12 protein-coding genes and 1 riboswitch are annotated in these 12,261 nt (G+C 69.3%); of the genes, 7 read left to right on the top strand and 5 right to left on the bottom strand.

Annotated elements, in window-relative coordinates:
• Positions 1-8: 8 nt before the first annotated feature.
• From ACU6XJ_RS07300 to ACU6XJ_RS07320, 5 genes are all read right to left on the bottom strand, one after another.
• Positions 9-785, bottom strand: coding sequence for an Fpg/Nei family DNA glycosylase (locus tag ACU6XJ_RS07300; RefSeq protein ID WP_476307923.1), 777 nt, complete (start codon positions 783-785; stop codon positions 9-11).
• Positions 786-859: 74 nt separating this feature from the next.
• Positions 860-1,987 (bottom strand): S1 family peptidase, encoded by a 1,128-nt coding sequence (locus ACU6XJ_RS07305; protein ID WP_476307925.1) that lies wholly within the window; start codon positions 1,985-1,987, stop codon positions 860-862.
• Between the two features lie 226 nt (positions 1,988-2,213).
• Positions 2,214-2,651 (bottom strand): ester cyclase, encoded by a 438-nt coding sequence (locus tag ACU6XJ_RS07310; RefSeq protein ID WP_476307926.1) that lies wholly within the window; start codon positions 2,649-2,651, stop codon positions 2,214-2,216.
• Between the two features lie 191 nt (positions 2,652-2,842).
• Complete coding sequence (locus ACU6XJ_RS07315) at positions 2,843-3,427, bottom strand: TIGR03086 family metal-binding protein (RefSeq protein WP_476307927.1); 585 nt, start codon at positions 3,425-3,427, stop codon at positions 2,843-2,845.
• Between the two features lie 11 nt (positions 3,428-3,438).
• Entirely contained in the window at positions 3,439-4,431 is a 993-nt protein-coding gene (locus ACU6XJ_RS07320; protein ID WP_476307929.1) for a sigma-70 family RNA polymerase sigma factor, read from the bottom strand.
• 405 nt (positions 4,432-4,836) lie between these two features.
• Between ACU6XJ_RS07320 and ACU6XJ_RS07325 the strand changes: the two genes are divergently transcribed.
• The 7 genes from ACU6XJ_RS07325 (at position 4,837) to ACU6XJ_RS07355 (ending at position 12,260) form a co-directional block, all read left to right on the top strand.
• Positions 4,837-5,271 carry a snapalysin family zinc-dependent metalloprotease gene (locus ACU6XJ_RS07325; RefSeq protein ID WP_476307931.1) on the top strand — a complete coding sequence of 145 codons (435 nt, stop codon included), beginning with the start codon at positions 4,837-4,839 and terminating at the stop codon, positions 5,269-5,271.
• Between the two features lie 151 nt (positions 5,272-5,422).
• Positions 5,423-6,094, top strand: a complete 672-nt coding sequence (locus ACU6XJ_RS07330) for a TetR/AcrR family transcriptional regulator (protein ID WP_476307933.1) — start codon at positions 5,423-5,425, stop codon at positions 6,092-6,094.
• A 107-nt stretch (positions 6,095-6,201) separates the two neighbouring features.
• Positions 6,202-6,609, top strand: coding sequence for a VOC family protein (locus ACU6XJ_RS07335; protein ID WP_476307934.1), 408 nt, complete (start codon positions 6,202-6,204; stop codon positions 6,607-6,609).
• A 32-nt stretch (positions 6,610-6,641) separates the two neighbouring features.
• Positions 6,642-6,724, top strand: a riboswitch (S-adenosyl-L-homocysteine riboswitch).
• A 14-nt stretch (positions 6,725-6,738) separates the two neighbouring features.
• On the top strand, positions 6,739-10,344 hold the full coding sequence (metH, locus tag ACU6XJ_RS07340) for a methionine synthase (RefSeq protein ID WP_476307935.1): 3,606 nt from the start codon (positions 6,739-6,741) through the stop codon (positions 10,342-10,344).
• Between the two features lie 54 nt (positions 10,345-10,398).
• Positions 10,399-11,199 (top strand): S1 family peptidase, encoded by an 801-nt coding sequence (locus ACU6XJ_RS07345; RefSeq protein ID WP_476307937.1) that lies wholly within the window; start codon positions 10,399-10,401, stop codon positions 11,197-11,199.
• Positions 11,200-11,336: 137 nt separating this feature from the next.
• On the top strand, positions 11,337-11,492 hold the full coding sequence (locus ACU6XJ_RS07350; protein WP_476307939.1) for a hypothetical protein: 156 nt from the start codon (positions 11,337-11,339) through the stop codon (positions 11,490-11,492).
• Between the two features lie 9 nt (positions 11,493-11,501).
• Complete coding sequence (locus ACU6XJ_RS07355) at positions 11,502-12,260, top strand: DUF6338 family protein (RefSeq protein WP_476307940.1); 759 nt, start codon at positions 11,502-11,504, stop codon at positions 12,258-12,260.
• The last annotated feature ends 1 nt before the right edge of the window (position 12,261 follow it).

The following is a 12,261-nucleotide window of genomic DNA, read 5'->3' on the forward strand; positions in this document are numbered from 1 at the left end:
TCAGGTGCTCAAGCCTGCTGGCAGTGCGGGCACCAGACGGTGGTGCGACCGCCGATCCTGGCCCGCTCCAGCGGCGTGCCGCAGCGCGGGCAGGCATCGTGCGGCGGGTCGCGGTGCCCGGTCAGCCAGCTCGGCCCGCCCGGCACGTGACCCGCCTTGCTGCCCGCCCGCAGCACGCTGCGCATGCGGCTGTGCAGCGTGGACACGTCGGTCAGCTCGCCGACCGGGGTGCGCGGGTGGAGGTGGGACCGCCAGAGGATCTCGTCCACCAGCAGGTTGCCGAGACCCGCGACGACCTCCTGGTCCATCAGCGTCGGCTTGAGCCCGCCGCGGCGGCCCGCCAGCCGCTCCGCAAGCTGCTTGCGGGTCAGCTCCAACGCGTCGGGACCGAGCCGGTCGGTGATCTCGCGCAGTTCGCCCTCGCTGTCGGCCAGCCGCAGGCCCTGGAGTTTGCGCAGGTCGCGGTAGCGCAGCTCGCCGCCGGTGAGGACGAACACCACCCGATCATGGCGGTGACGCGGTTCGTCGCCGGTCACCCAGGCCAGCGAGCCGGTCATGCCGAAGTGCAGGATCACCGTGGACTCGGTGCCGGTGACCGGCAGGAGCAGCCATTTGCCGTGCCTGCGCGGTGAGCCGAAGCGGTGACCGCGGAGCCTGGACCGCAGCGTCCGCGCGCCTGCCCCGCGCAGCACACCGGCGTCCAGCACCGCCACGTCGGTGATGTCGCGTCCGGTGGCCTTCTCGGCGGTCCGGCGGAAGCCCTCCACGTCCACAAGCTCCGGCATGGGAGGCGGGTACCCGGGACGGAGACCGGTGACGCCCCGCCGCAGACGGGACGCCACCGAACTCCCCCAGTTGCTCAGCCTCCGGTGACCAGCCGGAGACCGTAGACCTGAAGCGCCTCGTTGACCGGCTGGAAGTAGGTCGTACCGCCGCTGCGGCAGTTGCCGGAGCCGCCCGAGGTCATGCCCTGCGCCTGCTGGCCTGCCAGCAGCGAGCCGCCGGAGTCACCGGGTTCGGCGCAGACGTTGGTGCGGATCAGACCGGACACGGTGCCCTGCGGGTAGCTGACCGAGGCGTTGCGGGCCCGGATGGTGCCGCAGTGCCAGCCGGTGGTGGACCCGGAGCGGCATACCGAGGCGCCGACCGGGGCGTCGGTGGAACCGGCCACCGTCACGCGGGTGCCGTTGTAGCGGTTGACCGCGCCGCGCAGGGTGTTGCCCGCGCCGACGGCCACCCAGCCGTAGTCGTTGCCGGGGAAGCTGGAGCCGCGGAAGGTGCCGTTGGGCTGCCTGGTGGTGGCGCCGGTCCGTCCGCAGTGCCCGGCGGTGACGAAGCCGCCCTGCACCGAGAAGCCGATCGAGCAGCGGGTGCCGCTGCCGATGTAGTAGGCGTTGCCGCCGACCACGTCGATCAGCGGGCGGGGCTGCTCGGTGCTGGGCTGCACCTCGACCATGGCGGCGTCCACGCCGCTGCGCGAGGCGAAGTCCCGAACGGCCTGTTCGGAGCCCGCGTGGGTCAGCAGGACGACGCGGTTGGCGGTGACATCGGCGTACCAGCCGGGCAGGCCCGCGGGGGCCGCGGCCCGGTGGGCCTCCAGCTTGGCCACGGCCGCGTCCAGTGCCTTGGCGGAGTGCCGGACCAGCCTGGCGGTGGCACCGGCGGCGCGGACCGCGTCCGCGCGGTCGGCGCTGGTGACGCCGACGACCAGGGTGGCCGCCTCGGCGTCGTAGTAGGCGCCGCCGAAGCTCTCGCCCAGTGCGCCGCGCAGGTTCTGCTCGGCGGTGGCGGCCTTGGCCTCGGCGGCCACCCGCCGCAGCGCCTGGTCGGCGGTCAGACCGAGGTCGCGCTGCATGGCCGTGAGCATCTCGGGCGCCGCGAGCAGCGCGTTTCCGTCGGCGGATGCCGAGGTAGCAGGGGAGGTGAACGCCAGGGAGGTGGCGAGGGCGAGCAGCGCCGCACCCACCGTACGAAGGATGTTGTGCATGATGCGATATCCCTCTCAGCCGCAGGGGAGGCCGAGGGCGAGGGTGCCGACGGCCAGCTGTGTCCGGCACCCGGTGCTGCCACACCACATGCCTGTCCGATCCGCTCACGCAAGACGAGCGAACCGGATCGATTTCGACGTTAAGGACGCCGCGGCCGGGAACAAAGCACCCATCTGAGTGGTGGGAGGCGTAAAATTTGCTGCTACTTCAATGACTTAGATGTGTTCAGCCGGTCATCAGCTGTGCCATCAGGTGCTCGCCTTCGGAGATCACCCAGTACTCGGCGAACTTGTCCCCCGCCATCCGCAGCATGTCGTGGCCATGGAATTCCACCGGCGTGCCGCGGGGCGCGGTGGCACCGGGGATGGTGTGCTCGCCGCCGTTGTAGCGGCCGCGGCCGACCCAGCGGGCCGCCACCAGCTCACCGGCGCAGATCGGGCCGACCTCGACGGTGAACTTCAGGCCCGCGAAGGGCAGCCGCCCCTGCCGCACCACCCCGGCCAGCTCGTTGGGGCCGCGTACCAGCCAGGGTCGCCCCGGCCAGCTTCCGACGAAGTCGGGGGTCACCAGCTCACCGGCGACCGCCTCCAGCCGGTCCAGCGAGCCGCCCCACAGTTCGTCCAGCCACCGCAGGTACAGGCCCGCCGCCGTGGAATTCACCATTTTTCCTCCGCCGGGTGCGTAGTTCGATCAAGTGTTGCCTTATCTTGCAATCGATGCATACCGGCCGTTCGGCCCATTTTCGTTGTTATACAGTTGCGAGTCATAGGTTGAGTATTCACCTCAGGACACAAAAACTCGCGGCGAATTGCTACCCCAGGCGCATTGTTCCGTACGGGACCATTTCCGCATTCTCAGCGGACACGGCCCGTAAAGGCGAGCAGCTGGTCGGCGGGCTTCGCGGTGCGCGGCAGGGGCACCCTGGCGGCGAACCGGGCGGGCCGGTCGGCCTCGGTCACGAGCAGCGGCAGCAGTGGCAGCAGCTCTTCGGCGAGTGCCCGGGGAACCGGGCGGTCCCGCCCGCAGGCCATCGCCACGTCCCAGCCGTGCACCGCGACCTCGACGGCCCCGATGGCGGCCACGATTCCGCCGGTCAGGGAGAGGCCTGCGATCGGGATCGGGTCATTGGTCTCCGCCGCCGACCACGCCCCGAGCAGCCTGCCCGCCCGCTGCCTGACCAACGCGACCGGATCACGCGCGGGCAGATCGTCGGGGGGCATCTCCAGTTCCACCCGACCGAGATCGATCGCCTCGTGCATGGCGATCAGCGAGTCGTTCAGGTGCCCGAGCAGCGCCCGGAGGTCCCATTGGGAACAGGGTGTCGGACAGGGAAGCGCCGCGGGCGTGACAAGGTGCAGGCTGCCCAGCGTGTAGGTGATCGCACGCTCCAGCAGCCCGACTCCACCCAGCAGTGGCGCCGCGGCGCATTCCTCTGTCATGACCTGCCATTTCAGTCGGCGACCAGCGCGGGTGGGGTTTCCGGGAGCCCGAATGTGGCGAACAGGCTGGTGTCGCAGAACGCGGCGACGTGGCCGACGCCGTTCTCGGTGAGGGTGAGCACCTGCAGTTGGAATGGGCGGAACACGCCGTCGGCGGCGTCCCGCAGGTAGGTGGCGAACGCGGGCTGCCCATTGGCCATGGTGGGGACAAGGCGCAGGTCGCCGGGACCCGCAGGGCACTGGGTGTCGATGAGCGCGCCGATGTCCTCGGGTCCGGAGTACCAACCGGGGAACGGCGGCATCTCCCAGACGGCGTCGGCGGTGAACATCCGCACGATCGCGTCGATGTTCTTCTCCTCGAACGCCTTGACGTAGCGGGCCAGCAGTTCGCGCTGCTCCGGGGAGGTGGGCTCGACGACCTTGTCCTCGGCGGGCGAGACCTGCTCGAGTTGGGCCCTGGCCCGCTGGAGGATGCTGTTCACCGCGGCGATCGAGGCGTCCACCGCCTCGGCGACCTCGGCGGCCTTCCACTTCAGCACGTCCCGCAGGATCAACACGGCGCGCTGCCGCGGCGGCAGGTGCTGGAGCGTGGCGATCAGCGCCAGCCGCAGGCTCTCCCGGCCCGCGACGATGGCCGCCGGATCGGAGCGCCCGTCGTCGACCATGGAGTCGGCGATGGGCTCCAGCCACGGCACCTCACCCTGTTCGACGACCGTCTCCGTGGGATCGGCGCTCGGCGCGCCGAGTCCGGCGGGCATGGGCCGCCGGTTGCGGCTCTCCAGCGCGGTCAGACAGGCGGTGGTGGCGATGCGGTACATCCAGGTGCGCACCGACGAGCGCCCCTCGAAGTTGTCGTAGGCGCGCCAGGCGCGCAGGTAGGTTTCCTGGACCAGGTCCTCGGCGTCGTGCACGGAGCCGAGCATGCGGTAGCAGTGTGCGAGCAGTTCTCGCCGCAACGGATCGGCCTGACGCAGAAAGTCCTGGTCAACCGCGGTGTCCGTCATGGCACCGGTCCTTCCCCTCAGCGTGGCGGCCACCGACTTGACGTGGCCGCCACCAGTACAGACCACCCCACCGACGAAAACTCATCGCCGAGACGCGAATCTTCTTCCTTGTCCGTTCCGTGACCTACGGTGCGTGACCGCTCGAAACCAGGGCGTATAACTGGGAACCTATGGCAAGGCCAAATATGCTTACTTGTTGATGGTTCAAGAACACCGGCCTAGACTCCGCTTTGACGTCGCGACGGTCTATCACGTTTTTTCCCTGCGTTTTTCACCCTGCCTCGCAAGGAGACGCTCGTGATTGGTCGGTCACTTTCACGATTGATTTTCGGCGTGTGTGCCTCGGTACTCGCGCTGACCGCAACACACAGTGTGGCCGCGGCTCGGCCCGCGGAACAGACCGCTATGGCGCAAAGGACGATTTACTACAGCGCCAGCGGATACAGCGCGGAAGCCGATCAGGCCGCGCGGATCTGGAACGACCGCGTACCCAACATCAGAATGGTGCGCGGCGGCTCGGCGACCATCCGCATTTCGGCCACCACCGGTGGCGGCTCCCGTGCCTATACCTGCGGGCTCGGCTGCGCCACCATCTACATCGATCACAACGACGTTCGAGCAGGCAACTACGCTCTGCGGATCGTCGCCCACGAGATCGGGCACGGACTCGGGCTGCCGGACAATTACAACGGTGTCTGCTCGCAGCTGATGTCCGGCGGCAGCGCGGGAACGTCCTGCCGCAACCCCAATCCCGACTCCCGGGAATCGGCTCGGGTGAACCAGCTGTTCGCGGGCGGGTTCACCGCATCTCCCGTCGAGAACCGGGTGTACGCGGGCTGACGAGATGATCGGTCGGGTGGTCCGCCGTTTCCTGCCGCGGCGGACCACCCGCCGGTCGTGTCGACAACGGCCGGACACGGATTGTCAGCGGGTGAGCAACAGCAGGCGAGGAACACCGCAGACCAGCGGTCCTGCCCGGTAACCTGGCCCGGTGAGTGCCACCGGATCACCGCGGGTCGCCCGGCTGCCCAGTGGGCGACACGGGCTCAGCCGCGAGGACGTGGAGGCCTCTCAGCTCGAGCGCATCACCACCTGCGTGCTCGAGGCGGTGGCGGAGAAGGGCTATCCGGCGACCACTATCGGCGACATCGTGGACCGGGCCGGGGTGTCTCGCCGCACCTTCTACGAGCATTTCGCGAGCAAGGAAGCATGCTTTGTGGCCGCGTTCGACGACGCGGTGGGCAGAGTCGGCACCGAGATGGCGGCCGTGCTCCAGAACCTGCCCAAGGACGACTGGCGGGAACGCATCCGGCTGTCCTGGCGCGCATTCCTCGAAGCCTCGGCACAGCATCCGGCGGCGACCTGGTCGCTGTATATCGAGACGTTTTCCGCCGGGCCCGCGTTGATCGCCAGGACCACCGCGATCAACGCCGGTTTCGCCGAGCAGTTCCGGAAACTCCACCGGCTGGCCCGGCGCCAGGACCCGTCCGTCCGCGAACTCCCGGCAGCGGCCTTCGACCTCTACATCGGCGGCACCGCGGAACGCATCCGGGACTGCCTGCACACTCGGGGCGCGGCCGCGCTGCCGGAACTGGAAACCCTGTTCACCGACATGCTCCGCATCCTTTTCGGCGATCAGTGGCAGCCGCCCACAGAGGCATAGCTCCGCCTCTTGCGAGGCCCGCCGACGGCGTGATCTCATCGTGAACAGCATCGCGTGCCGGTGGCGGACAGCGTCAGGCATGGAGGTGTGGGTTCGAAAGGTCTTCAGTGACCATCGCTTTCAATCACACGATCGTCGCCGCACGCGACAAAACACAGTCGGCGGACTTCTTCACCGAAATCTTCGGTCTTCCCCCGGCGCAGCCCAGTGGATTCTTCCTGAGCGTCAAACTCGATGGGCAAGCCGAACTGGAATTCGCCGAGCCACCCGCCGATATCGAGTTCTCGCCGCAGCATTACGCGTTCCTGGTGTCGGAGGAGGATTTCGACGGCATCTACGCGCGTATCAAGGCCCGGGGCATCGAGCACTGGGCCGACCCGCGGGGCCAGGTGGCCGGTGAGTACAACACCAACCACGGCGGCCGGGGCGTCTACTTCGCCGACCCGTCCGGCCACTACCTGGAGGCGCTCACCAAGCCGTACGGATCGGATATGTCGGGCGGAGCAGTCTCCTAGCCCGATCTTGGCGTAGCCGGTAAACTCGGGTGCAGGCCGAGAGGCGCTGCAACGGGCGTGACGCCCGCCACGCTCGGCCTGCACCGACCAGCAGACACAAGGGCGCCTCCCATCTCGGGAGGTGCTTGGGTGGATTCGACAGCGGGTCTGCGTGATCTTCTGGACCGGCGCGTCGCAGTGCTCGACGGCGCGTGGGGCACGATGCTCCAGGGCGCCTCGCTCACCCCGGAGGACTACCGGGGCAGCCTGCTGCCGAACCACTCACGCGACGTCACCGGCGACCCCGACCTGCTGAACCTGACCCGCCCGGACGTCATCCTGGACGTGCACCGGCAGTACCTGGCCGCGGGCGCGGACATCACCACCACCAACACCTTCACCGCGACCAGCATCGGCCAGTCCGACTACGGCCTGGAGAAGCTGGTCCGGGAGATGAACGTGGAGGGCGCCCGGCTGGCCCGGCAGGCCGCCGAGGAGTTCGACGGCCGCTTCGTGGCCGGTTCGATCGGCCCGCTCAACGTCACCCTGTCGCTGTCGCCGCGGGTGGAGGACCCGGCCTACCGCGCGGTGTCGTTCGACCAGGTCTTCGACTCCTACGCCGAGCAGATCGCCGGGCTCGCCGAGGGCGGCGTCGACCTGCTGCTGGTCGAGACGATCTTCGACACGCTCAACGCCAAGGCCGCCATCGCCGCGGCCCGCGAGGTCGCCCCGCAGCTACCGCTGTGGATCTCGGTGACCATCGTGGACCTGAGCGGCCGCACGCTGTCCGGCCAGACCGTCGAGGCGTTCTGGAACTCCATCGAGCACGCCAACCCGATGGTGGTCGGGGTGAACTGCTCGCTCGGCGCGCAGGAGATGCGCCCGCACGTGGCCGAACTGTCCGAGATCGCGGGCACCTACACGGCCAGCCACCCCAACGCCGGGCTGCCCAACGCCTTCGGCGGTTACGACCAGACGCCCGAGGAGACCGCGGGTCTGCTGCGGGAGTTCACCGAATCCGGCATGGTCAACATCGTCGGCGGCTGCTGCGGCACCACGCCCGCGCATATCGCCAAGATCGCCGAGGCGGTGGCGGGCATGGCGCCGCGCCCGGTGCCCCACCGCGAGCCGAAGACCCGGTTCAGCGGGCTGGAGCCGTTCGCGATTGGCGCGGACACCGGCTTCGTGATGATCGGCGAGCGCACCAACGTGACCGGTTCGGCCAAGTTCCGCAAGCTGATCGAGGCCGACAACCACCAAGCGGCGGTGGACGTCGCGCTGGAGCAGGTCCGGGGTGGGGCGAACCTGCTGGACGTGAACATGGACGCCGACCTGCTCGACAGCGAGGAGGCGATGACCACGTTCCTGAACCTGATCGCCACCGAACCCGAGGTGGCGCGCATCCCGATCATGATCGACAGCTCCCGGTGGAGCGTGCTCGAGGCCGGGCTGAAGTGCGTGCAGGGCAAGGGCGTCGTCAACTCCATCAGTCTCAAAGAGGGTGAGGAGCCGTTCCTGCGGCAGGCCAGCCACATCCGCGCGCACGGCGCGGGCGTGGTCGTGATGGCCTTCGACGAGCAGGGCCAGGCGGAGACCGCGCAGCGCAAGGTGGACATCTGCGCCCGCGCCTACGACCTGCTGACCCAGCAGGTCGGGTTCCCGCCAGAGGACATCGTGTTCGACCCGAACGTGCTCGCGGTGGCCACCGGCATCGCCGAGCACAACGGCTACGCCAAGGCCTTCATCGAGGCACTGCCGCTGATCAAGCAGCGCTGCCCGGGGGCGAAGACCAGCGGCGGCATCTCGAACCTGTCCTTCTCCTTCCGCGGCAACAACGTCGTGCGGGAGGCCATGCACTCCTCGTTCCTGCTGCACGCGGTGCGCGCGGGCCTGGACATGGGCATCGTCAACGCCGGTCAGCTCGCGGTGTACGAGGACATCCCCCAGGACCTGCTGGAGCTGGTGGAGGATGTGCTCTTCGACCGGCGGCCGGACGCCACCGACCGGCTGGTGTCGCACGCGGAGACCGTGAGCGGCAAGGGCACCCGCCGCGTCATCGATCTGTCCTGGCGGGACGCCCCGGTGGAGAAGCGCCTGTCGCACGCCCTGCTGCACGGCGTCGTTGACTTCATCGAGGAGGACACCGAGGAAGCCCGGCAGCAGCTGGCCCGGCCGCTTGACGTGATCGAGGGTCCGCTGATGGACGGCATGAAGATCGTCGGCGACCTGTTCGGTGCGGGCAAGATGTTCCTCCCGCAGGTGGTCAAGAGCGCCCGCGTGATGAAGCGCGCGGTCGCCTACCTGGAGCCATACCTGGAAGCCGACAAGGCCGGCCGCCCCGAGGCCGCCCGCGGCCAGGGCAAGGTCGTGCTGGCCACGGTGAAGGGCGATGTGCACGACATCGGCAAGAACATCGTCGGTGTGGTGCTGGGCTGCAACAACTACGAGGTGGTCGACCTCGGCGTGATGGTGCCCGCGGCGAAGATTCTGGACACCGCGGTCGCCGAGAACGCCGACGCCGTCGGCCTCTCCGGCCTGATCACGCCGTCACTGGACGAGATGGTCTCGGTCGCGGCGGAGATGCAGCGCCGCGGCATGACGCTGCCGCTGCTGATCGGCGGCGCCACCACCTCCCGCCAGCACACCGCGGTCCGCATCGGTCCCGCCTACGAAGGCACCTGCGTCCACGTGCTGGACGCTTCTCGGGTGGTGGGCGTCGTCTCCGACCTGCTGGACCCCACCCGCGCCGCGGCGCTGGCCACCGCGAACAGCGCCGATCAGGAGCGGCTGCGTGAGCAGTACGCCAACCGGGAGCGCCGCCCGCTGCTGGATCTGGCGCGGTCGCGGGAGAACCGCGAGAAGGTGTCCTTCGACGAGCTGCCGGTGCCCGCGTTCACCGGGGTGCGCAAGGTGGAACCGGCGCTGACCACCCTGCGCGAGCTGATCGACTGGCAGTTCTTCTTCCTCGCCTGGGAGCTGAAGGGCAAGTACCCGGCGATCCTGGACCAGCCGCAGGCCCGCGAGCTTTTCGACGAGGCGAACACGTTGCTGGACCAGCTCATCGCGGCGGGCTCGCTGCGGGCGCAGGGTGCGTACGGCTTCTGGCCCGCGCACGGCGAGGGCGATGACATCGTGCTCGAGGACGGGCCGCGGTTCCCGATGCTGCGGCAGCAGACGTCGAAGCACGCGGGCCGCCCGAACCGCTGCCTTGCCGACTACCTGGCGCCCGCGGGTGACCACCTCGGCGGTTTCGCGGTGACCATCCACGGCGCCGAGACCCTGGCCAAGGGTTACGAGGCCGAACAGGACGACTACCGGTCGATCATGGTCAAAGCGCTGGCCGACCGGCTGGCCGAGGCTTTCGCCGAGTACGTCCACCTTCAGGCGCGGCGGGACTGGTACGAGCCGGACGCCACGCCGTCGCTGGAGGACCTGCACGCCGAGCGGTTCCGCGGCATCCGCCCCGCGTTCGGCTATCCGGCCAGCCCGGACCACAGCCAGAAGCAGGAGCTGTTCGACCTGCTGGACGCCCCGAGCCTGGGCATGGCGCTGACCGAGTCGTTCGCCATGACCCCGGCGGCCAGCGTCAGCGGCCTCATGCTGGCGCACCCCGCCGCCCGGTACTTCACCGTCGGCCGCATCGGCAAGGACCAGGCCGAGGACTACGCCGTACGCCGCGGCGTCGATCTGTCCGAGGTCGAGCACTGGCTTCGCCCGAACCTGGCCTACGAGCCCGAGGTAGCCGTTTCAGGGTGATCCCCGGGGATTCCCCGGACGCCCGCGCTCCCGCCGTGGTCGAGGGTGGTGATCATGAGGATTTCCGTGATCACCACCGTGCTGGCGTTGTTGGCGGTCGCCACCCCGGCCTCGGCGATGTCGGGCGGGCTGGCGGTGCACGACCCCGCCGAGGCTCCCTGGGTCGCGACACTGGCCGTGAAGGGTGACCGACCGCTGCTCCAGCGCGCGGGCTGCGGCGGCGCGTTGATCGCGCCCGACCGTGTGCTGACCGCGGCGCACTGCGTCGACGGCACCGACCCCGCCCAGCAGGAAGTGCACGTCAACGCGAGAGTCCTGTCCGAGCAGCCGGGCGAGGTGCGTGGAATTCGCAGCATGTCGATCCTGCCCGGCTACGCCCTGCTGCCCTCGCCGCTGGACCCCACCAAACCCGAACTGTCCAGCGCCAAGAACGATCTCGCCCTGATTTTGCTGGACCGCCCGGTGCGAACCATCCGACCGGTGCCCATCGCGTTCCACCGTCCGCGCCCCGGCACCCCCGTCGCGCTGTACGCGCACGGCACCACGGGCATCCCCGGCCAAGGGCTGTGGCGCAACGACATCCTGCACCGCGGCGACCTCACCGCCCTTGACGCCGCGGCCTGCACGGCGGCGACTCCCGCCACGGTCGACACCCCGTCGGTCACCTGCGCTCAAGGGGAGGCGGAAGGCTGCTTCCTGGACAGCGGCAGTCCCGTGGTGCGGCGGGTCGCAGGCAGGGCCGTGCTGGTCGGGCTGTTCAGCTTCGGTGGTGAGACGGCGGGCAAGAAGTGCGGACAGCCCTCTCCCGCCTACCTCACCGATGTCACCGCGTTCCGCGCCTGGAGCTACCGGTAGGACGTAACAATCGGACTCGGCTGGACCGGACGGTCAGGGCCGGGGCTGGCGGCTGGGTGGCCGCTGCCCTTAGCGTGGTGTCGGGAAGTGATGGGCCGACCGCGGACCGCGGTCGCCTTTCGAGTGGGGGAGAACTCGTGACACGTTCATGGTGGTCATCCGATGACTCGGCCCCGGAGCGTTCCGACACCGAAAACCGGGAGACCGTCATCCAGAAAGGCAGCACCGTCGAACCGGTGTCCGAGCCGCCGGGGCAACCGGCGCAGCCGCCGAAGAAGTCCAGGGAGAAGTAGCCGACCGCGATGGTTCCCTCGACCGTCGGCGCGGGCATCGCCTTCATCGTGCTGGTGTCCCCCGGCATCGCCTTCGAGCTGCTGCACCAGAGTTCCCGGCCGCGCCGCGCGGAGACCGTGTTCGTGGAGATCAGCCGGGTGCTGTTGGCAGGGCTGCTGTTCTCCAGCGCGTCGCTGTGCCTGCTGGCGCTGGTGCAGGCGGTCAACCCATCCTCGATCATCCGGATCGGCGAGCTGATCAGAGCCGATGCCGCGGGCCTCGCCGAGCTGCTGAGCCTGCTGGGCGTCAGCATCGCGGCCCAACTCGTCCTCTCGCTGCTGCTGGCGGTCATCGCCAACGACCTGCTGACACGACTGGCCACCCGGAGCGTTGTCGACACCAGCACCTGGCACACCCTGTTCAGCACGCTGCCCGACAACGGCATCCGGCCGTTCCTGAGCGTGCAGCTTCGCGACGGGACGACCTACACCGGCTACCAGGCCGAATACTCCACCGAACGCGACCCCGGCAAACGGGATCTGACCCTGAAGCCGCCGATCACGGTGCGCGAACCGGAAGAGACCGAGGGCACTGAACTGCCCGCGTCCTGGCAGCGCTTCTGGATCAACGCGGCAGAGGTGGAGACCATCGCCGTCAGCTACGTGGGAACCGCGATACCGCGGCAGGTGAGCCGAGCGGGCCGGGTCGCGGGCGCCTTGCGGCGCAACAGGTGGCAGTGCGCGGCTGTCGGCGTCCTGGTCGTCACGGCGGCCCTGATGGTCCGGTAGG

The sequence above is a fragment of the Actinorectispora metalli genome (genome assembly GCF_056323685.1).

Excerpts from the sequence above, each read along its gene's own strand:
- ACU6XJ_RS07305 (WP_476307925.1), bottom strand. The coding sequence starts at position 1,987 with ATGCACAACATCCTTCGTACGGTGGGTGCGGCGCTGCTCGCCCTCGCC.
- ACU6XJ_RS07325 (WP_476307931.1), top strand. The coding sequence starts at position 4,837 with ATGGCGCAAAGGACGATTTACTACAGCGCCAGCGGATACAGCGCGGAA.
- ACU6XJ_RS07345 (WP_476307937.1), top strand. The coding sequence starts at position 10,399 with ATGAGGATTTCCGTGATCACCACCGTGCTGGCGTTGTTGGCGGTCGCC.
- ACU6XJ_RS07320 (WP_476307929.1), bottom strand. The coding sequence starts at position 4,431 with ATGACGGACACCGCGGTTGACCAGGACTTTCTGCGTCAGGCCGATCCG.
- ACU6XJ_RS07355 (WP_476307940.1), top strand. The coding sequence starts at position 11,502 with ATGGTTCCCTCGACCGTCGGCGCGGGCATCGCCTTCATCGTGCTGGTG.
- ACU6XJ_RS07310 (WP_476307926.1), bottom strand. The coding sequence starts at position 2,651 with ATGGTGAATTCCACGGCGGCGGGCCTGTACCTGCGGTGGCTGGACGAA.
- ACU6XJ_RS07300 (WP_476307923.1), bottom strand. The coding sequence starts at position 785 with ATGCCGGAGCTTGTGGACGTGGAGGGCTTCCGCCGGACCGCCGAGAAG.
- ACU6XJ_RS07315 (WP_476307927.1), bottom strand. The coding sequence starts at position 3,427 with ATGACAGAGGAATGCGCCGCGGCGCCACTGCTGGGTGGAGTCGGGCTG.